Annotated in this window: 18 protein-coding genes; 14 read left to right on the forward strand and 4 right to left on the reverse strand. The window is 72.3% G+C overall.

Annotated features, from left to right (window positions below; translation table 11 throughout):
• The first annotated feature begins 11 nt into the window (after positions 1–11).
• The 4 genes from ACFYYN_RS06485 to ACFYYN_RS06500 all read left to right on the forward strand — a co-directional run bounded on the left by ACFYYN_RS06485 (position 12) and on the right by ACFYYN_RS06500 (position 5,538).
• On the forward strand, positions 12–1,646 hold the full coding sequence (locus ACFYYN_RS06485; RefSeq protein ID WP_500544897.1) for an ATP-binding cassette domain-containing protein: 1,635 nt from the start codon (positions 12–14) through the stop codon (positions 1,644–1,646).
• A gap of 92 nt (positions 1,647–1,738) precedes the next feature.
• Entirely contained in the window at positions 1,739–2,647 is a 909-nt protein-coding gene (locus ACFYYN_RS06490) for a FadR/GntR family transcriptional regulator (protein WP_499514465.1), read from the forward strand.
• A gap of 322 nt (positions 2,648–2,969) precedes the next feature.
• On the forward strand, positions 2,970–4,535 hold the full coding sequence (locus tag ACFYYN_RS06495; RefSeq protein WP_499514466.1) for an RNA polymerase sigma factor: 1,566 nt from the start codon (positions 2,970–2,972) through the stop codon (positions 4,533–4,535).
• Between the two features lie 142 nt (positions 4,536–4,677).
• Positions 4,678–5,538 carry a S1 family serine peptidase gene (locus tag ACFYYN_RS06500; protein WP_500544898.1) on the forward strand — a complete coding sequence of 287 codons (861 nt, stop codon included), beginning with the start codon at positions 4,678–4,680 and terminating at the stop codon, positions 5,536–5,538.
• Between the two features lie 78 nt (positions 5,539–5,616).
• On the opposite strand, the gene ACFYYN_RS06505 is transcribed toward ACFYYN_RS06500, so the two are convergent.
• Positions 5,617–5,847, reverse strand: a complete 231-nt coding sequence (locus tag ACFYYN_RS06505) for a DUF7455 domain-containing protein (RefSeq protein WP_499514468.1) — start codon at positions 5,845–5,847, stop codon at positions 5,617–5,619.
• A gap of 423 nt (positions 5,848–6,270) precedes the next feature.
• Between ACFYYN_RS06505 and ACFYYN_RS06510 the strand changes: the two genes are divergently transcribed.
• From ACFYYN_RS06510 to ACFYYN_RS06540, 7 genes are all read left to right on the forward strand, one after another.
• Positions 6,271–8,400, forward strand: a complete 2,130-nt coding sequence (locus ACFYYN_RS06510; protein WP_500544899.1) for a DNA gyrase/topoisomerase IV subunit B — start codon at positions 6,271–6,273, stop codon at positions 8,398–8,400.
• Between the two features lie 189 nt (positions 8,401–8,589).
• On the forward strand, positions 8,590–9,039 hold the full coding sequence (locus tag ACFYYN_RS06515) for a DUF485 domain-containing protein (RefSeq protein WP_500544900.1): 450 nt from the start codon (positions 8,590–8,592) through the stop codon (positions 9,037–9,039).
• Positions 9,036–10,643 carry a monocarboxylic acid transporter gene (locus tag ACFYYN_RS06520; protein WP_500544901.1) on the forward strand — a complete coding sequence of 536 codons (1,608 nt, stop codon included), beginning with the start codon at positions 9,036–9,038 and terminating at the stop codon, positions 10,641–10,643. The genes ACFYYN_RS06515 and ACFYYN_RS06520 overlap by 4 nt, the downstream gene beginning before the upstream one ends.
• A gap of 66 nt (positions 10,644–10,709) precedes the next feature.
• Positions 10,710–11,195 carry an ABC transporter permease subunit gene (locus ACFYYN_RS06525; RefSeq protein WP_500544902.1) on the forward strand — a complete coding sequence of 162 codons (486 nt, stop codon included), beginning with the start codon at positions 10,710–10,712 and terminating at the stop codon, positions 11,193–11,195.
• Entirely contained in the window at positions 11,176–11,448 is a 273-nt protein-coding gene (locus tag ACFYYN_RS06530) for an SDR family NAD(P)-dependent oxidoreductase (protein WP_500544903.1), read from the forward strand. The genes ACFYYN_RS06525 and ACFYYN_RS06530 overlap by 20 nt, the downstream gene beginning before the upstream one ends.
• Before the next feature lie 14 nt (positions 11,449–11,462).
• Positions 11,463–13,100 (forward strand): thiamine pyrophosphate-binding protein, encoded by a 1,638-nt coding sequence (locus tag ACFYYN_RS06535; RefSeq protein ID WP_500544904.1) that lies wholly within the window; start codon positions 11,463–11,465, stop codon positions 13,098–13,100.
• A gap of 17 nt (positions 13,101–13,117) precedes the next feature.
• Positions 13,118–13,720: an IclR family transcriptional regulator gene (locus ACFYYN_RS06540; protein WP_500544905.1), complete on the forward strand. Its 603-nt coding sequence runs from the start codon at positions 13,118–13,120 to the stop codon at positions 13,718–13,720.
• 29 nt (positions 13,721–13,749) lie between these two features.
• Here the strand turns inward: ACFYYN_RS06540 and ACFYYN_RS06545 are convergent, their stop codons facing one another.
• Both ACFYYN_RS06545 and ACFYYN_RS06550 read right to left on the reverse strand, forming a co-directional pair.
• A complete protein-coding gene (locus tag ACFYYN_RS06545) occupies positions 13,750–14,442 on the reverse strand; it encodes a response regulator (protein WP_500357438.1) in 693 nt (230 codons plus the stop codon).
• Positions 14,439–16,067: a sensor histidine kinase gene (locus ACFYYN_RS06550; protein ID WP_500544906.1), complete on the reverse strand. Its 1,629-nt coding sequence runs from the start codon at positions 16,065–16,067 to the stop codon at positions 14,439–14,441. Before ACFYYN_RS06550 ends, ACFYYN_RS06545 begins: the two co-directional genes overlap by 4 nt.
• Positions 16,068–16,298: 231 nt before the next feature.
• Here ACFYYN_RS06550 and ACFYYN_RS06555 point away from each other — a divergent pair, with 231 nt between their 5' ends.
• The 3 genes from ACFYYN_RS06555 to ACFYYN_RS06565 are packed head-to-tail and all read left to right on the forward strand — an operon-like array spanning position 16,299 to position 19,068.
• A complete protein-coding gene (locus ACFYYN_RS06555; RefSeq protein ID WP_500544907.1) occupies positions 16,299–17,114 on the forward strand; it encodes an ABC transporter ATP-binding protein in 816 nt (271 codons plus the stop codon).
• On the forward strand, positions 17,104–17,982 hold the full coding sequence (locus ACFYYN_RS06560; protein WP_500544908.1) for an ABC transporter permease: 879 nt from the start codon (positions 17,104–17,106) through the stop codon (positions 17,980–17,982). The genes ACFYYN_RS06555 and ACFYYN_RS06560 overlap by 11 nt, the downstream gene beginning before the upstream one ends.
• A gap of 48 nt (positions 17,983–18,030) precedes the next feature.
• Positions 18,031–19,068 carry an ABC transporter substrate-binding protein gene (locus ACFYYN_RS06565; protein WP_500321945.1) on the forward strand — a complete coding sequence of 346 codons (1,038 nt, stop codon included), beginning with the start codon at positions 18,031–18,033 and terminating at the stop codon, positions 19,066–19,068.
• Here the strand turns inward: ACFYYN_RS06565 and ACFYYN_RS06570 are convergent.
• Positions 19,035–19,940, reverse strand: coding sequence for a ferredoxin family protein (locus ACFYYN_RS06570; protein WP_500544909.1), 906 nt, complete (start codon positions 19,938–19,940; stop codon positions 19,035–19,037). The two genes, ACFYYN_RS06565 and ACFYYN_RS06570, sit on opposite strands and share 34 nt — an antisense overlap.
• Between the last annotated feature and the right edge of the window lie 149 nt (positions 19,941–20,089).

The following is a 20,089-nucleotide window of genomic DNA, read 5'->3' on the forward strand; positions in this document are numbered from 1 at the left end:
GTTATGGTGCAATGGTGATCCAGGCCATCGGATTGACCAGCGCGTCCCGGGGCGAAGAGCCCCCCGCCGTCGACGACCTCAGCTTCGACGCCCGTCCCGGCGAGATCACCGTCCTGCTCGGCGACGGCGGCGCCGGCAAGTCCACCGTCCTGCGGCTGATGCTCGAACTCGAACCGGGCCGCGGGATCACGCTGTTCGGCGGGCGCCCCTTGCACCGCCACACCCATCCGGCCAACGCGGTGGGCGTGCTGCTCGGCGAGGTCCCCGGCCACCCCTCCCGGACCGCGCGCGGCCACCTGCGCATGCTCGCAGCCGCGGCCGGGGCCCCCGCTGAACGCGCCGACCAGGTCCTGGAGATCGTGGGCCTGCGCGAAACGGCCGGACGCCGCCTGTCGACCTTCTCCCTCGGGATGGACCGCCGCCTGGGCGTGGCCGCGGCGCTCCTCGGAGACCCTCCCGCGCTGCTCCTGGACGATCCCGCCCAAGGGCTCTCCCCGCACGACACCGCGTGGTTGTACGGCCTGCTCAAGGCGTACGCGGCGCGCGGCGGCGCCGTCGTGGTCACCTGCGCCGACCCCAAGGCGGCGGGCCGGCTCGGCGACCGCGTCGTCACCCTCGACAAGGGCCGGCTCGTCGCCGACCAGTCCGCCCACGAGTTCGGCCGCCGCCGGCTGCGCCCGTACGTAGCCGTTCACTCGCCCCAGGCCGAACGCCTGGGCCTGCTGCTGACCGACGACGGGACCGAGATCACCCACGAGAGCGGCAGCCGCATCCGCGTGCACGGCGCGACCACCGCCCAGGTCGGCGAAACCGCCTTCCGCAACGGCATCCTGCTGCACCGCCTCGCGGACGAGGTGGCCGACACCGGTGTTCCGGAGGGTCCGCACGACGACCGCGACCGGCCTGCCGTGCCCCTGGCGGCCGCGCGCGCCGCGGTGCCGCCCGCCGGTCCCGCCCGGCCGGTCCGCTACGAACTGCGCCGCCTGACCGGCGTCCGCGGCCCCTGGCTCGTCGCGCTGGTCTCCGTCCTCGCCTCGGGACTGGCCACCCTGGCGCTGCTGCGCACCGGGCACGACGCCTTCTCCCTGCGCCTGCTGACCGGCTGGTCGCACTCCCTGCCCCTGCCGCCCGCGGCATTGGGCGGCGGGCTCCTCGGCGCGCTCGCCTACGGCCAGGAGTTCCGCTATCCCGCGCTGGTGCCCGCGCACGCGCCCGTGCCCCGTCAACTCCGTCTGCTGCTCGCCAAACTCGTCGTCAACGGGTCGGCGGCGGCGCTGATCGCGCTCCTGGGGGCGGGGCTCGGCCTGGTCGTGATGCGCCTGGAGTTCGGGGCGGGCGGACTGCCCGCGCCGTTCGTGCTGGCCTCCACCACTGCGGCCTCGGTCGCCCTCGTGCTCGTCTGCTGTTGGGCCGGGGTGCTGGCGGCCGGGGTGTTCCGCACCACCGCGCTCGGGCTGGCCGGTGTCCTCGCGGTTCCGCTGCTGGTGGCGCCGGTGGTGAAGCGGGCGGCGTCCGCCCCGGCGATCGACGTGGTCCGCATGGCGACCCAACCGGTGCGCTATTCCTTCGTTTTGTCGCTCTTCGCTCTCTTGTGTGCCTATGCGGCAATGGTCTTGCGTCGGAGAAACCCCATTTCCTTCCGATAAAGCGTCAATTATCAGGTGATGAGTGCTCACCCTTTCGTGTGCTTTTCAGGAAAGCCCTCAAGGCCTCCCGTGCCATCGCCGACAAATGATGCGTGAGTACCCTTGCGCACACCATGATGACCGCGGCCCGCCCCGCCGACCCGAGTCTCGGCGGCGGGGACATCGACCGCTATCCGTACGCCGACGCCCCCGTCGGCCTCGACCGCCCCGGCCCCGCACCCTCCTGGGACGGCGGTGACACCGACATGGGCCGGGTCGGCCGCCGCGCCGCCGGGAGCCGTGGCCGCGGGCTGCACGGCCAACTCGTCCAGCAACTCGGCCAGATGATCGTCTCCGGCGATCTCGGGGCCGACCGCCCGCTCGTCCCCGAGGAGATCGGCCAGCGCTTCGAGGTCTCCCGTACCGTCGTCCGCGAGTCGCTGCGGGTGCTGGAGGCCAAGGGCCTCGTCAGCGCCCGGCCCAACGTCGGCACCCGGGTCCGCCCGGTCAGCGACTGGAACCTGCTCGACCCCGACATCATCGAATGGCGGGCCTTCGGCCCGCAGCGCGACGACCAGCGTCGGGAGCTGTTCGAACTGCGCTGGACGATCGAGCCCCTCGCCGCGCGCCTCGCGGCGGGTCACGGCCGGGAGGACGTCCAGCAGCGCCTCGTCGACATGACCGACATCATGTCCCACGCCGTGGGACAGGGTGACGGCCTCACCTTCTCCCGGGCGGACGCCGAGTTCCACGCCCTGCTGCTGCAGGTCGCGGGCAACCGGATGCTGGAGCACCTCTCCGGCATCGTCTCCTCCGCCCTGCAGGTCTCCGGCGGCCCCGTCACCGGCTGCGAGCGCCCCGGTGAACACTCGGTGGCCCTGCACACGCGGGTCGTCGAGGCGCTGGCCGCCTCCGACGGTGCCGAGGCGGAGACCGCCATGCGCCAGCTGCTCGCCGCCCACCCCGACCCGGGTGCCGGTGGCTCGACGGACCACGTCGTCCCCGCCCCCCGGGAGCACTGACCGCTCCCGCGCAGCACGAGACGGCACCGACTTCCGCCGCCGGCCCACGCCCTCCGGGCCCGGCGGCGGAGCCGTCCGCCATGTTTGACGCCCGCATCCGACCGGGCATGGTCGTGGCGTGCAGGGGAGTGTCCCGCTATCGACGGGTTGGTGCCGATCCGGGGTGTGACCCGGCCCACGTACGGCCGGGCGTAACGCTCTCGGCGGCAGCGCGATGAGCTTAGAGGTGGCGGCCGTGCGAGGAATATCCGCGACGAACATGACGCTGAGTTGCTGAGCGGTTCCCACCGTAGTCGTTTTCCATCGTTCCGAGAGGTTGTTCGTGTCGGCCAGCACATCCCGTACGCTCCCGCCGGAGATCGCCGAGTCCGAGTCTCTGATGGCGCTCATCGAGCGGGGTAAGGCTCAGGGTCAGATCGCCGGCGACGACGTGCGCCGAGCCTTCGAAGCGGACCAGATCCCGGCAACCCAGTGGAAGAACGTTCTGCGCAGCCTCAACCAGGTCCTCGACGAGGAGGGTGTGACGCTGATGGTGAGTGCCGCCGAGGCGCCCAAGCGCACCCGTAAGAGCGTCGCAGCCAAGAGCCCGGCGAAGCGTACTGCCACCAAGACCGTCGCCACCAAGGCCGCCCCGGTCAAGAAGACCGTCGCTGCCAAGACCACCGCGGCCCCCGCCCCCACCATGGCGGCGGAGCCCGTGGCGGAGCCGGAGGACGATGCCGTGGCATCCGCGAAGAAGGCCGTCGCCAAGAAGACTGCGGCGAAGAAGACCACCGCGACCGCCAAGAAGACCGCGGCGAAGAAGACCACCGCGACCAAGACCAAGAAGGACGACGAGCTCGTCGAGGGCGAGGAGCTCATCGAGGACGCCGCCCCCGGCAAGGACGAGGACGTCCCGGCCGAGGCCGAGGCGGAGAGCTTCGTGCTGTCCGACGAGGACGAGGACGACGCGCCCGCGCAGCAGGTCGCCGCGGCCGGCGCCACCGCCGACCCGGTGAAGGACTACCTCAAGCAGATCGGCAAGGTCCCGCTGCTCAACGCCGAGCAGGAGGTGGAGCTCGCCAAGCGCATCGAGGCCGGTCTGTTCGCCGAGGACAAGCTGGCCCAGGCCGACAAGCTCGCCCCCAAGCTCAAGCGCGAGCTGGAGATCATCGCCGAGGACGGCCGCTGGGCCAAGAACCACCTCCTGGAGGCCAACCTCCGCCTGGTGGTCTCGCTGGCCAAGCGTTACACCGGCCGCGGCATGCTCTTCCTGGACCTGATCCAGGAGGGCAACCTCGGTCTGATCCGTGCGGTCGAGAAGTTCGACTACACCAAGGGCTTCAAGTTCTCGACGTACGCGACCTGGTGGATCCGCCAGGCGATCACCCGCGCGATGGCCGACCAGGCCCGCACCATCCGCATCCCGGTGCACATGGTCGAGGTCATCAACAAGCTGGCCCGCGTCCAGCGCCAGATGCTCCAGGACCTGGGCCGCGAGCCCACCCCGGAGGAGCTGGCCAAGGAACTCGACATGACCCCGGAGAAGGTCATCGAGGTCCAGAAGTACGGCCGCGAGCCCATCTCGCTGCACACCCCGCTCGGCGAGGACGGCGACAGCGAGTTCGGTGACCTCATCGAGGACTCCGAGGCCGTCGTGCCGGCCGACGCGGTCAGCTTCACGCTGCTGCAGGAGCAGCTGCACTCGGTGCTCGACACGCTCAGTGAGCGCGAGGCGGGCGTGGTCTCCATGCGCTTCGGCCTCACCGACGGCCAGCCGAAGACGCTGGACGAGATCGGCAAGGTGTACGGGGTCACCCGTGAGCGCATCCGCCAGATCGAGTCCAAGACCATGTCCAAGCTGCGTCATCCCTCGCGTTCCCAGGTGCTCCGCGACTACCTGGACTGATCCGGCAGGACGCCCGGACGGGCCCGCGACCGCCACGGCGGCCGCGGGCCCGTCGGCTTTTCCGGACAGCTCTCCGGATGCGACTCCCGTTCCGTCACGTCACTGTGGGTGTCCTGGGCATTCCGGAGGGTGAGGAGAATGCATGCGTTCCTCGGTCAGCACGCTGATCGGCGGGCTCATAGCCGGGTCCGCGCTCGCGCTGTCGCTACCGGCTTCCGCCACCGCCGCGGCGGTGGAGTACGCCCCCGGCGCCCCGGGCGCCGACAACGGTGTCATAGGCGGCACGCCGGTCACCACGGAGCAGCACCCGTGGGCGGTGGTCCTGTCGAGCCGGTCCCGCTACGGGACGGGTCGCTCGGGGCAGTTCTGCGGCGGAGCGCTCGTCGGGCCGAACACCGTGGTCAGCGCGGCGCACTGCTTCAGTCCGACCGCACTGGGCGGGGACTGGGACCAGGTGCCCGACCTGCGCATCATCGCGGGGCGGACGGACCTCGCCGGTTCCGACGGCCGGGAGGTGGCGGTCCGCAACGTCTGGGTCAACCCCGCGTACGACCCCACGACCAACAGCGGCGACGTGGCGGTCGTCACGACCGCGGAGCCGTTCCCCGCGGGAAGCGCGATACGCATGGCGGCACCGGGGGACGTGAACTCCTACGAGGCGGGCACGCAGGCACAGGTCTTCGGCTGGGGGGACACGGCGGGCCTGGGGACCTACTCGAACGTCCTGATGGCGGCGAACGTCTCGGTGCTCGCCGACTCGGTCTGTGAGCAGGCGTATCCGGGCAGTACGGAAGGCAAGTACCAGAGGAGCGACATGGTCTGCGCCGGCGACCTGGCCGGCGGGCACGACTCGTGCCAGGGGGACAGCGGCGGCCCGCTGGTGGCGGAGGGGCGGCTGATAGGGCTGGTGTCCTGGGGCGCGGGATGCGCCCAGGCGGGGCATCCCGGTGTGTACACCCGGGTCTCGGCGGTGGCGGGACTGGTCGGCCAGCACTCTTCGTGACGTGCGGCGGACAAGCCGACGGGCGGCCTCCCGGAAGGGGGGGCCGCCCGTCGTGAGAGCTCGTCGCAGTGCTACGCGTCAGCGTTCGTCTTCGGCCGCGACGGCCGGGGTGGCGGTGAGCCGACCGGTCTCGTCCTGTATCTCCGTAGCGATCTTCTTCAATTCGGGCTCGAACTTACGCCCGTGGTGCGCGCAGAAGAGCAGCTCGCCGCCACTGATGAGTACGACGCGCAGGTAGGCCTGGGCGCCGCAACGGTCGCAGCGGTCCGCCGCCGTCAGCGGGCTCGCGGGGGTCAGAACTGTAGTCACGTCGCCTCTTCTCTAGCTCGACGAGCTGTCGTACCAGGGTCAACATCCAACCAGGCCCAAAGTGTTCCCGCTCAGGTCTTTTCCTTGGAAACGGTCGTTGTAGCGGCCGGATGCTACCGATTGGCGGCGAAAGATCCTCTGGCGTCTTATCTGTCGGCTTCGGGTCGTTCTGGCAGAACTGGTCAGATTGTTCGGTTGTGTCCCCCCGGCCCGGAAGCCGGTTGTTGAGGAGGACGTGCCCCGAGCCTAAATGGTTCATGCCTCCAGGGGAACGTGACATGTGTATCACTCGAACGAGGGATCGAACATGCCTTCGAAAAGGGGCTAGCATGATGCCCGTACCGGGTCGCGGCGAAACGGCCGTGCGTGACCTCGGTACCCTCTCACCGATACGGCTGAAGAACTTCATGAGGAGACGTTCGCGTGACCGCCGAAACATCCGTGCCGTCCACCGCGTTGCTGACCGGTGCAGATCGTGACGGCTCCAACTACACCGCGCGACACCTGCTCGTGCTCGAGGGCCTCGAAGCGGTCCGCAAGCGCCCCGGCATGTACATCGGTTCCACCGACAGCCGCGGCCTCATGCACTGCCTGTGGGAGATCATCGACAACTCGGTGGACGAGGCCCTGGGCGGCCACTGCGACCACATCGAGGTCGTCCTCCACGGCGACGCCTCCGTCGAGGTACGGGACAACGGCCGCGGCATCCCCGTCGACGTCGAGCCCAAGACCGGTCTGTCCGGCGTCGAGGTCGTCATGACCAAGCTGCACGCCGGCGGCAAGTTCGGCGGCGGCTCCTACGCGGCCTCCGGCGGTCTGCACGGTGTCGGCGCCTCCGTCGTCAACGCGCTCTCCGCCCGGCTGGACGTCGAGGTCGACCGCGGCGGCCACACGCACGCGATCAGCTTCCGCCGCGGCGTCCCCGGCAGCTTCGCCAAGGTCGGCCCCGAGGCAGCCTTCGAGCCGGGCAACGGGCTGGACAAGGTCAAGAAGGTGCCGCGGGCCCGCACCGGCACCCGCGTCCGCTACTGGGCGGACCGTCAGATCTTCCTCAAGGACGCCAAGCTCTCCCTGGACACGCTCCACCAGCGCGCCCGTCAGACCGCGTTCCTGGTCCCCGGGCTCACGATCGTCGTCCGCGACGAGCGCCCCGACAACGGCTCGGAGGACGGGAAGCCGGTCGAGGACACCTTCCACTTCGACGGCGGCATCAGCGAGTTCGCCGAGTACCTCACCCCGGACAAGCCGATCTGCGACGTGCTGCGGCTGACCGGCAGCGGCACCTTCAAGGAGACCGTCCCGGTCCTCGACGAGCTCGGCCACATGACCCCGACCGAGGTCACCCGCGAGCTCGGCGTCGACGTCGCCCTGCGCTGGGGCACCGGCTACGACAGCACGCTGCGCTCCTTCGTGAACATCATCGCCACGCCCAAGGGCGGCACCCATGTGCGCGGCTTCGAGGGCGCCGTCACCAGGACGTTCAACGAGGTCCTGCGCGCCACCAAGCTGCTGCGCGTCGCCGAGGACGACATCGTCAAGGACGACGCCCTGGAGGGCATGACGGCGGTCGTCACGGTCCGGCTCGCCGAGCCGCAGTTCGAGGGCCAGACCAAGGAGGTGCTGGGCACCTCGGCGGCCAACCGCATCGTGGCCAACGTCGTGTCCCGCGAGCTCAAGGCGTTCCTCACCTCCACCAAGCGGGACGACAAGCAGCAGGCCCGCGCCGTCCTGGAGAAGGCCGTCGCCGCGGCCCGCACCCGGATCGCCGCCCGGCAGCACAAGGACGCGCAGCGCCGGAAGACCGCGCTGGAGTCCTCGTCGCTGCCGGCCAAGCTGGCCGACTGCCGCAGCGACGACGTGGACCGCAGCGAACTCTTCATCGTCGAGGGTGACTCGGCCCTGGGCACGGCCAAGCTCGCGCGCAACTCCGAGTTCCAGGCGCTGCTCCCGATCCGGGGCAAGATCCTCAACGTCCAGAAGTCCTCGGTCACGGACATGCTGAAGAACGCCGAGTGCGGCGCCATCATCCAGGTCATAGGAGCAGGCTCGGGCCGCACCTTCGACATCGACCAGGCCCGCTACGGCAAGATCATCATGATGACGGACGCCGACGTCGACGGCAGTCACATCCGCTGTCTGCTGCTGACGCTCTTCCAGCGCTACATGCGGCCGATGGTCGAGGCCGGCCGGGTCTTCGCCGCCGTGCCGCCCCTGCACCGGGTCGAGCTGACCAACCCCCGCAAGGGGCAGGACAAGTACGTCTACACGTACTCCGACCGGGAGCTGCGCGAGACGCTGCTGGAGTTCGAGCGCAAGGGCATCCGCTACAAGGACTCCATCCAGCGCTACAAGGGTCTCGGCGAGATGGACGCCGACCAGCTGGCCGAGACCACGATGGACCCGCGCCACCGCACCCTGCGCCGGATCAACATCAGCGACCTGGAGGGCGCGGAGCTCGCCTTCGACCTGCTGATGGGCAACGAGGTCGCGCCGCGCCGCGAGTTCATCGCCAACTCCGCCGCCACGCTCGACCGTTCGCGGATCGACGCCTGACGGACCGGTTCCCCGTGCCGGCGCCCTCCACGGTCACCCACCCGTGGAGGGCGCCGGAGCCTGCCCACCCCCAGGAGTGGGGGACCATCACCCGATGAGGTGAAGGTTTCTGCTTGGAGGCTCCCGGATCTTCCCGCAATGTCCATGCTTGGGCGCACGGCCGATCGGCCCGTGAGGCGAGGAGAGTTCGTGAAAGAGCACGACCGGGCGGAAACCGGAGGGCTGTGGGTGGACGACCCCTGGTACGACGTCCTGGCCGCGGGGGAGTGGGAGGGCCCCGAGCCACCGCCGGTCTCCCTCCCGACGCAGGCCCGCCCGGCCGACGCGCACGCCCGGGTGTACCGCGAGGTGCAGGCCAGCGGCCCCTTCCAGGAGGTGCGTTCCCGGTATCGGCGGTTCGTCTTCCCGGCGGCCGCCGCCTTCCTCGCCTGGTACCTGCTCTACCTCGTCCTGGCGACGACCGCGCCGCGGCTGATGGCCCGGCCGCTGATCGGCGAGTTCAACGTGGCCATGGTCCTGGGCCTCGCCCAGTTCGCCACGACCTTCCTCCTGACCTGGGCCTACGCCCGGCACGCCCGGCTGCGCCGGGACCGGGCCGCCCTCGACCTGCGCTGGGACACCCAGGAGCGGATGCGGTGACCGGCAACCACCAGGGCCTGGCGCTGGTCCTCTTCACCGTCTTCGTCTCCGTCACCCTGGCGATCACCGCCTGGGCCGGCCGACGGCGCAGCTCGTCCGTGGAGTTCTTCGCCGGAGGCCGTCTCTTCTCCCCGCTGGAGAACGGATTCGCCATCGCCGGCGACTACATGTCCGCCGCCTCCTTCCTCGGCATCTCGGGGCTCATCGCGCTCTTCGGCTACGACGGCATGCTCTACTCCGTCGGCTTCCTCGTCGCCTGGCTGTTCGTGCTGCTGCTCGTCGCCGAACTGGTCCGCAACTGCGGCCGCTACACCCTCGCCGACGTCCTCACCGCCCGTATGCGCCAGCGCCCGGTCCGGATCGCCGCGGGCACCTCCGCGGTCACCGTCTCCGTGCTCTACCTGGTCGCGCAGATGGTCGGCGCCGGGAGCCTGGTCTCCCTCCTGCTCGGCGGTCAGGGATCGGCCGCCCGCACCTGGACCGTCATCGGCGTCGGCGCGCTGATGGTCTTCTACGTCGCCTTCGGCGGCATGCGCGCCACGACCTGGATCCAGATCGTCAAGACCGTGCTCCTCATGGGCGGCACGATCACCCTCACCGTCCTGGTCCTCGTGCGCTTCCACGGCGACCTCGGAGCGCTGCTGCGCTCGGCCGCCGACGGCAGCGGCCAGGGCCGGGAGTTCCTGGCCCCCGGCAGGCTGTACGGGCAGAGCCGGACCGACCGGCTGGACTTCATCAGCCTCGGCCTCGCCCTCGTGCTGGGCACCGCCGGGCTGCCGCACATCCTGTCGCGCTTCTACACCGTGCCCACGGCACGCTCGGCGCGGCGTTCGGTGGTCTGGGCGATCGGCCTCATCGGCGGCTTCTACCTGATGACGATCGTGCTGGGCTTCGGCGCGGCGGCGCTCGTCGGCTCGAACACCGTGCGCGCGTCCAACGCCGCAGGGAACACGGCGGTGCCGCTGCTCGCCCTCGACCTGGGCGGGGGAGCGGGCTCCACCGGTGGAACGGTCCTCTTCGCGGTCGTCGGGGCGGTCGCCTTCGCCACGATCCTGGCCGTCGTCGCCGGTATCACGCTCGCCTCGTCCGCCTCGGTCGCCCACGACCTCCACGCGACGCTGCGCCGTCGAAGGACCGCACCGGGCGGCAGGCGGAGGGAGAACCAGGACGTGCGGGTGGCCCGGGTGGCCGCCGTCTGCATCGGCGGGGTGGCCATCGCGCTGAGCCTGTTCGCGCAGGGCCAGAACGTGGCCTTCCTGGTGGGGCTCGCGTTCGCGGTGGCCGCGTCCGCCAACCTGCCCGCGCTGATGTACACGCTGTTCTGGCGGAGGTTCACGACCCGCGGCACGGTGTGGGCGATCTACGGGGGCCTCCTCCCGGCGGTCGTGCTGGTGCTGCTGTCCCCGGTGGTGTCGGGCAGCCCGCAGTCGCTCTTCCCCGGCGTGGACTTCCAGTACTTCCCGCTGGAGAACCCGGGCCTGGTGTCCATCCCGCTGGGCTTCGCGGCGGGTTGGCTGGGCACGGTCCTGTCCCGCGAGCGCGCCGACGAGGACAAGTTCGCCGAGGTCGAGGTCCGTTCGCTCACCGGGGCCGGAGCGGTTTGATATCCGTTCCGCCTGGCGGAACGCTCTGATTGCCGCAGGCCCGCGGCGCCTCCACGCTGTGCGGCCATGCCATCGAGCCGTGTGCGTCGGCTGCTGCGCGACGAGACGGGCGTGGCAGCGGTACTGGTCCTGCTGGTGCTCGTCGCGGGCATCGCCGAGCCCGACTTCCTGACGCGGTCCAACCTGGCCGGGACCGCCCACAACGCCTGCTACGTGGGGCTGATGGCGGCGGGGATGGTCTTCGCCCTCGCCCTGCGCGAGGTCGACCTGCCGGCCGGCGGGGTGTACGCGCTCGGCGTGACCGTCGGCACGGTCCACATCCGCGACGGCTGGTCCCCCTGGGCGGCGGCCGCAGCGGTGCTGGTGCTGTCGGCGCTGCCCGGGGCGGGCAACGCGCTCGTGGCGACGTACGTGGGGCTGCCGACGTTCATCGTCACCCTCGCCTCCGTGGTGATCAACTCCAGCGTCGCCGGACTCACCGCCGACCCCGGCATCAGCGGTTACGGCGGCCAAGCACGCCCAAGCCGGGCTGATGCGCGTCGCGGCACGTGAGTGCGCCGCCCGCGGCGTCCGCGTCAACACCATCCACCCGGGCCCCACCGACACCCCGTTCATGCGGCGCATCGAGACCGCCGCCACCGGGCAGCCTTCCGAGCACGCGGCCAGGGCGTTCGACGCGATGGTCCCCCTCGGCCGGCACGCGGCACCCGAGGAGATCGCCCGCACCGTGCTCCACCTCGCGGGCGACGACGCGAGCTTCACCACCGGAGCCACCGTCGCGGTCGACGGCGGCATGAGCGTATGAGAGGCGTACCCGCCATGACGACCGCCCTGCGGGCCCTGCTGGAGATCCTGGCCGACGAGGGGGTGGACCGGATCTTCGGCAACCCGGGCACCACCGAACTCCCCTTCCTCGAGGCGCTGTCCGGGCCCGGCCCTTCGCCCGAGTACGTCCTCGGCGTCCAGGAGGGCTCGGTCGTCGCCATGGCCGACGGCTACGCCCGGGCCACCCGCCGTCCCGCCTTCGCCAGCCTGCACATCGCCGCCGGCACCGCCAACGGCCTGATCGGGATGCTCAACGCCCGGCGCTCCCGCACCCCGCTGGTCGTCATGGCGGGCCAGCAGGACCGGCGCCACCTGCTCCAGGACCCCATGCTCGCCGGGGACCTGGTCGCCCTCGCCTCCGGAGCGGCCAAACGGGCCGAGGAGGTGCACCGCCCCGAGGACCTGCCGCTCGTGCTGCGCCGCGCCTTCGCGCTGGCCCGGCAGCCGCCTCAGGGCCCGGTGTTCGTCTCCGTGCCGATGGACGTCCTCGAGGACGCCGCACCCGTGGAGGTCCCCGGACGCTCCCCCCTCGCGCCGCCCGGCCCGGCCGGCGGGCTCGACCGGGCGGCGGCCCTGCTGGCCGCCGCCGGACGGCCCGCGGTCGTCGCCGGTGACGGGGTCGGCCGGGACGGGGCGGTCGGGGCGCTGGTACGGGTCGCCGAGGCGCTCGGCGCGGTCACCTACCACCAGCCGATGAACGACCACCTGGACTTCCCCGGCTCCCACCCGCTCTACGCCGGACCGCTGCCGCCCGTCAACGCCCGCATCCACGAGCGGTTGAAGGGCCACGACGCGCTGCTCATCGCCGGCTGCCGGGCCTTCACCCCGCACCACTACAGTCCCGGCCCGCCCGTCCCCGCGCACCTGACGGTCGTGCAGATCGACGCCGACCCCGCCGAACCGGGCCGCAACTTCCCCGTCGCCCTCGGCCTCACCGGGCCGCTGGACTCCTCACTGGCCGCGCTCGCCGGCCACCTGGCCCGGCTGGTCCCCGAGGACACCGCCCGCGAGCGGATACGGGAGGCGGGCGCCCGCCACGCCGAGGCGCGGGACCGGCTCGACCTGCGGGCCCGGTCCGCGGGGCGCCGTGCCCCGGTCGACCCGCTCGCCGCCGCGCACGCCCTGGCCACCGCACTGCCGGAGGAGGCGGTGCTCGTCGAGGAGTCGATCACCGTCGGGGTGCACCTGCGCGGTGTGCTGCGCCGGGACCGGCCGGGCGGCTTCGTCCACACGGTCGGCGGGGGCCTCGGCTGGGGCATCGGCGCGGCCGTCGGCCACCGACTCGGCGCGCCCGGACGCCCGGTGGTGGCCGTGCTGGGGGACGGCTGCGCGATGTTCGGGCTGCAGGGGCTGTGGAGCGCGGCGCACCACCGGGTGCCGGTCCTGTTCGTCGTGATGGCCAACGGCGAGTACCGCACCCTGAAGGACACCCTCGACACCCGTGGTGGCAACCCCTCCGTCCCGCACCCCGGCCTCGACCTGGGCGAGCTCGACTGGCGGCTGGCCGCACGCTTCTTCGGCATCCCCGCGGTCCGTGCGGACGGGACGGAGGAACTGGCGCGGACGGTCGCGGCGGTGGGCGGCCTCGACGGCCCGCTGCTGGTCGAGGTGCCCTTGCGGGGGCACTCATGAGCGCCGAGGATGCGACCGTGACGGAGAGCCGGTCGATGCTGGCCCGCAGGGCCGCGCTGCTCGGCGCCTTCGCCGCGGGGGAGGACGGGATCGCGCTCGAACTGGGCCAGTGGGTGCCGCACCGGCGGCTGCGCGAGGCGGCGCGGCCGTTCATGGAGGAGCTGTACGAGGCCACCCACGAGAACGTGCACCTCGCCGTCGTCGACGGCGCCGACACCGTCTTCCTGGAGAAGCTCACCGGCCGCCGCTCCCTGCGGATCATCTCCCGGGTCGGCGGCCGCCTCCCCGCCTACTGCACCGCCACCGGCAAGGCGCTGCTCGCCTACGGGACCCCGCCCGGCCTGGCCGCGGTGCTCGGCGGCGGGCCGCGCCGTCGCACCCCGCGGACCATCGTCGTGCCGCGGCTGCTCCAGCAGGACCTCGTCCGCACCCGGGCCCGCGGCTACGCCGTGCCTGGGAGGAGGCCGAGGTCGGCGTCTCCGCCGTCGCCGCCCCCGTCCACGGGCCGCGGCTGGGCCCGCGTCCCTTCCCCGTCGCCGCCGTCTCCGTCACCGGCGCCACGCGGGGGCTGCGGCCGGACCGCGTCGCGCCCGTGGTGTGCGCGGCGGCGCGGGCGCTGAGCCGTGAACTCGCCCGCCGGTGAACCGGGTCAGCCGGTGCGCGCCCACGCGTACCGGTGCTCGGGGCGGCCGGTGTCGCCGTACTTGAGGGTGAGGCTGATCCGGCCCTCGCGCTCCAGGAACTTCAGGTAGCGCTGCGCGGTGGAGCGGCTGATGCCCGCGCGTGCCGCGACCTCGTGGGCGGACAGCGGCTGCGCGGCCTCGGTGAGGACCTTGCGCACCAGGTCGGCGGTGGGTGCCGAGTGCCCCTTGGGCAGGTCCGCCGGTGCCGCACCGGCCGTGCGCAGCGCGCCGAAGATGCGGTCCACCTGCTCCTGGCCGGCCTCGCCGCGCCCGCCGACGCCGTCGAGCGTGCGGCGCAGCGCCGCGTAGGCGTCCAGCTTGGCCCGCAGCCCGGCGAAGCTGAACGGCTTGACCAGGTACTGCAGCGCGCCGAAGCGCATCGCCGCCTGCACGGTCGCCACGTCGCGGGCGGCCGTCACCATGATCACGTCCGCGCTGTGGCCGAGCTGCCGCATGCGCCGCACCAGGGTGAGGCCGGTCTCGTCCGGCAGGTAGTGGTCGAGCAGGACGAGGTCGACGTGCATGCGCTCCAGCGTCGCCAGCGCCTGGGCAGCGGTGTGGGCGCGGGCGGTCACCCGGAAACCGGGGACCCTGGCGACGTAGGCCGCGTTGATCTCGGCGACGCGGAAGTCGTCGTCCACGACCATGACGTCGATCATCGTGCTCCCCTCGCGGACGCCCCGGAGGCCGCGGACGCGGCCGAGGTGAGTTCCGCGCCGGCCAGCGCCTCCGGCAGGACGACGGTGAAGACCGCGCCGCCGCCCGCGCGGGCGGTCACCCGGGCCATGCCGCCGTACCGTTCGGCGAGCCGCCGCACGAGCGCGAGGCCGAGCCCGCGGCCGCGGTGGGCCGGGGACCGCTTCGTCGTCCAGCCCTCGGCGAAGATCTGCTCACGGGCCTCGGGCGGTACGCCGGGGCCGTCGTCGGACACCCTCAGCACGACCGTCGTGCCCTCGGCGCGCAGCTCCACCTCGACCCGCGAACCCGCCGCGTCCAGGGCGTTGTCGATGAGGTTGCCGAGCACGGTGACGAGGTCCCGCGGGTCCACGACCCGGTCCGGGAGCAGGGTGACGGGGGAGACCGACAGGGCCACGCCCCGCTCCGCGGCGATCGCCGACTTGCCGACCAGCAGGGCGGACACCAGCGGGTCCCTGACCCGTTCAGCGACCTGCTCCGCGGAGGCCCGCTGGGCGTCGGCGACCTCGCCGACGAAGTCCACCGCCTCGTCGTACAGGCCGAGTTCGAGCAGCCCGAGCAGGGTGTGCAGGCGGTTGGCGTGCTCGTGGTCCTGGGCGCGCAGCGCGTCCAGCAGGCCGTGCGTGCTGTCCAGCTCCCGCCCCAGCCGCTCCAGTTCGGTGCGGTCCCGCAGGGTGGCCACCGCACCGCCGTCCCCGGTCGGCATCCGGTTGGCGACCAGCACCCGCGCCCCGCTGACGGTGAGCAGGTCGGTGCCCGCGACCCGGCCGGCCAGCACGTCGGTCGTCCGCCCGGCGGGCAGCACCTCGTCCAGGGCGCGGCCGGCGGCGTCCGGACCGAGGCCGAGAAGCCGTTGCGCCTCGTCGTTGAGCAGCCGCACCCGCCCACGGGCGTCCAGGGCGATGACGCCCTCACGGATGCCGTGCAGCATCGCCTCGCGCTCGTCGAGCAGCGCGGAGATGTCGGCGAAGGCGAGCCCGTGCGTCCTGCGCTGCAGCCGCCGCGACACCAGCAGCGCCGCGAGTACGCCGACCGCGAGCGCCGCTCCCGCGTACAGCAGCAGCACCGGCACCGTGGCCAGCAGCCGCTCCCGCACGCTGTCGTACCCGATGCCCACCGACACGGCGCCCACGATCCTCCCGCCGGCCCCGTGCAGCGGCACCTTGGCGCGCGCGGAACGCCCGAGGGTGCCCCGGTCGATCTGCATGATCTCGCGCCCCGACAGGGCCACGCTGGGGTCGGTGGAGACGTGCCGGCCGATCTGGGCGACGTCCGTGTGCGACCAGCGCACACCGCGGGTGTCCATGACGACGATGTACAGGGCACCGGTGGCACGGCGGATCCGCTCGGCCTCCTCCTGCACCGGACCGGTGACGCTCGGGCGCGTGGTGACCAGGTCGTGGGCGAGACCCGGGGTCGCGGCGGTGGTCTGGGCGATCGACAGCGCCTGCCGCATCGCCTGCTGGTCCAGCTGGGAGCTGAGCGGGGCGAGGAACAGCCCGGTGGCCAAGGTGATGACGCCGGTGGTGAGGACCACCTGGACGAGCAGCACCTGGGCGAAGACGCGGCGGGGCCAGCGGATGCGCATCTACGTCACCCCTGTCCTTCCCGGTCTTCCGCGCCCTTGCGGAATTCGCCCGTCCGTTCGCCCGGCTGTGAACGCAACGTAAACGCGGCCGGGGTCCGCTGCCCAGCCCCCGTGGCCCTTTCGTTGTTGTAGCGCGAGCAAAACGAGCAGAACAGGGGGTTGTGGGCACAAGGCGCAGTTGTGACCGCAAGGGTGCCGCCGTGGCCGGGACCACGCCTACCGTCCCGGCGCATGAGCACACAGACCGGCCCCGCCATCGAACTGCGGGGAGCGAGCAAAGCGTTCCGGACCCCGTCCGGGGCCCTCCACACCGCCGTCCGCGACCTGGACCTGATCATCGGCCGCGGGGAGTTCGTGGCCGTCGTGGGCCCGACCGGCTGCGGCAAGTCCACGACCCTGACCCTGGTCAGCGGGCTGGAGGAGCCCACCGAGGGCGAGGTGCTGGTCGCCGGCGAGCCGGTGCGCGGCATCGGCGACAAGGTCGGCTACGTCTTCCAGCAGGACGCCGTCTTCCCCTGGCGGACCGTGCTGTCCAACGTCATGGCCGGCCCCCGCTTCCGCGGCGTGCCCAAGGCCGAGGCCAGGGAGCGGGCCCGTGAGTGGCTCGCCCGCGTCGGCCTGTCCGCCTTCGAGGACCGCTACCCGCACCAGCTGTCCGGCGGCCAGCGCAAGCGCGTCGCGCTCGCCGCCACCTTCGTCAACGACCCCGAGATCCTGCTCATGGACGAGCCCTTCTCCGCGCTCGACGTGCAGACCCGCGCGCTGATGTCCGACGAGCTGCTGGAGCTGTGGTCCGGCACGGGCGCCTCGGTCGTCTTCGTCACCCACGACCTGGAGGAGTCCATCGCGCTCGCCGACAAGGTCGTCGTCATGACCGCCGGGCCGGCCACGGTCAAGGAGGTCTTCGAGATCGACCTGCCGCGCCCGCGCCAGGTCGAGTCCGTGCGGCTGGAGCCGCGGTTCATCGAGATCTACCGGGAGATCTGGGCCTCGCTCGGCGAAGAGGTCCGCATCACCCGCGAGAGGGGTGCGGCCGATGTCGCCTGAGACCGTGGCGGCCCCTTCGGCCGCCGCCACCGTGGACCCCGCGGGCACCGACCGCGCGCGCTCGCGCGCCCGCGCCGCCCGCAACCGGAGTTACCTCGTCCACGGCAGCCGCGTGCTGCTGCTGGTCGCCGTCCTCGGGCTGTGGGAGTGGCTGGCCAGGGCCGGGGCCGTCGACCCCTTCCACTTCTCGATGCCCTCCAGGATCTGGGAGCAGATCCGCACCTGGGCCGTGGACGGCACCGCGCAGGGCACCCTGTGGGAGCAGATCTGGTACACGCTCTACGAGGCCCTGCTCGGCTGGGTCATCGGCGTCGTCGCGGGTGTGGTGCTCGGCATCGCCCTCGGGCGGATCCGTTTCCTCGCCGACGTCCTCGGCCCGTACATCAAGGTGCTCAACGCGCTGCCGCGGATCGTGCTCGCGCCGATCTTCCTGATCTGGTTCGGACTCGGCCCGGCCTCCAAGGTGGCCTCCGCCGTCGTCCTGGTTTTCTTCCCGGTGTTCTTCAACGCCTTCCAGGGCGCCCGCGAGGTCGACCGCAACCTGGTCGCCAACTCCCGCATCCTGGGCGCCCGCGACCGTCAGGTCACCTTCCAGGTCGTCATCCCCTCGGCCACCTCGTGGATCTTCACCAGCCTCCACGTGAGCTTCGGCTTCGCCCTCATCGGCGCCATCGTCGGCGAGTACATCGGCGCCACCAAGGGCCTGGGCCTGCTGGTCGCCGCCTCGCAGGGCACCTTCAACTCGGCCGGCGTGTACGCCGCGATGGCGATCCTGGCGGTCGTCGCGCTGCTCGCCGAGGGCCTGCTGACCTTCCTGGAGAAGCGGCTCTTCCGCTGGAAGCCGGGCGAGGCCGGCTCCGCCCGCTGACCCCGCCACCGCCTCCCGCCCACCCCCCTTCACAAGGACGTGAACCAGATGCGCGCAACCCTCAGGGCCGCGGCCGCCGTCGCCGCCTCCGCCGTCGCCCTCACCACGCTGACCGCGTGCGGCGGCGACTCCGCCTCCGCCTCCGGCGGCAAGGGCGACAAGGTCAAGATCATGGTCGGTGGCCTGGACAAGGTCATCTACCTGCCCGCGATGCTCACCGAGCGGCTCGGCTACTTCAAGGCCGAGGGACTGGACGTCGAACTGCTCACCGAGCCGGCCGGCGTACAGGCCGAGACCGCGCTCGTCTCCGGCGACGTGCAGGGCACCGTCGGCTTCTACGACCACACGCTCGACCTGCAGGTGAAGGGCAAGCAGGTGGAGTCCGTGGTGCAGTTCTCGCAGGCGCCCGGCGAGGTGGAGATCGTCTCCAACGCGGCGGCCGGCGACCTCACGGGCCCTGAGGACTTCAAGGGCAGGAAGCTGGGCGTGACCGGCATCGGCTCGTCCACGGACTTCCTCACCAAGTACCTGGCCGTCAGCAACGGCGTGAAGACCAGCGAGTTCACCCCGGTCGCGGTCGGCGCCGGGCAGACCTTCATCTCCGCGATGGAGCAGGGCTCGATCCAGGGCGGCATGACCACGGACCCGACCGTGGCCACGATCCTGGACAAGGGGCTCGGCAAGGTGCTCATCGACATGCGCACGCCGGAGGGATCGCGGCAGGCGCTCGGCGGGCTCTACCCGTCCTCCAGCCTCTACATGCAGACGGAATGGGTCAACAGCCACAAGGAGACGGTGCAGAAGCTCGCCAACGCCTTCGTGAAGACGCTCCGCTGGATGTCGACGCACAGCGCCGCGGAGATCGCCGCGAAGATGCCCGCCGACTACGCGCAGGGCGGCGGGCAGGAGCTCTACGTCAAGGCGATCGAGAGCACGCTGCCGATGTTCACCAAGGACGGCGTGATGCCCGAAGGCGGACCCGAGACGGTGGAACGGGTCCTCAAGGCCTTCAACCCCAACCTGCAGAACGCCCAGGTGGACCTGGGCAAGACCTACACCACGGAGTTCGTCAAGAGCGCCGGCTGAATGCCGCTGATCTCCATCCGCAGCGGCGCCCCCACGGCCGCCCCGCAGCTCTCGGGCCGGGGCGGCTCCGCCGCGACCGGCGTCACCGCGACGTCCCAGGCCCGGCCGTCGCGGTGCCGCACGCGGGTACCGTGCTCGCCGTCCACGGTCAGCGCCTCGGCGTTCAGCTCGCCGGTCAGCCGCCGAACGGCCAGTTCAGCGGCCTGGCCCGGACGCTCCCACGCGGAACGTCCGCGGCAGCCCTCCAGCACCATGCCGCCCTCGCGGGCGGCCGCCAGCACCTGCCGGGCCAGCGCGGCGTCGACCCGGCCGTAGGCGTAGCCGTACGGCAGCACCAGCATCGTCGGCGAGAACCGGTGCCCGCCCAGGTGGGTCACCTCCCAGACCTCACCGAGCCCCGAGGCGGCCAGCTCCGCGGCGAGCGGCCGGCCGTTGAGGGCGCAGCAGCGGTCGCGCTTGCCGTTGGTGCAGACGAGGGCGAGCGGGTCGCCCTCGTACGGCATCCCGAAGCCGCGGTGGTCGCCGCGGCCCAGCGCCTCGAAGTCCAGGCCCAGCAGCGCGGCCGGGTCCTCCACGACCGCGTCCCGCACCCAGGAGCCACCCGGCACGGTGTGCGCCACGTACGCCGTGCGCCGCCGCACGTCATGCCGGTCCGCGTGCCGCCCGGGCCGCCGGATCAGCCCGACCCGTACCCCGGTACCGGCCGCGGCACGCTCCAGCGCCCTGCCCACCCGCGGATCCAGATGGCTCCCGGTCAGTGCCTTGGGACCCCACGGCCCCGGCTGCTCCAGCAGCAGCCAGGTCCGCGCGGTGGCCGCCGTCGCGGCGACGGGCTCCGCCAGCGAGCTGGACGCGGAGGTGCAGGTGCTCATGAAGGTAAGCCTAACCTTCCGCACCACCCCCAGCTCTCCCGCCCCTCCCGTATGACGTCGGGTGCTCGTCGAAGGGGCTCGGGATGGCCCGACACGGCATGGTGCGGCCTCCCCCTCCGAGCGGTTCGCGGGGGAGGCCGACAGTTCGC

Origin of the sequence: Streptomyces sp. NPDC001902 (assembly GCF_042891295.1) — a bacterium.
Classification (GTDB): domain Bacteria; phylum Actinomycetota; class Actinomycetes; order Streptomycetales; family Streptomycetaceae; genus Actinacidiphila.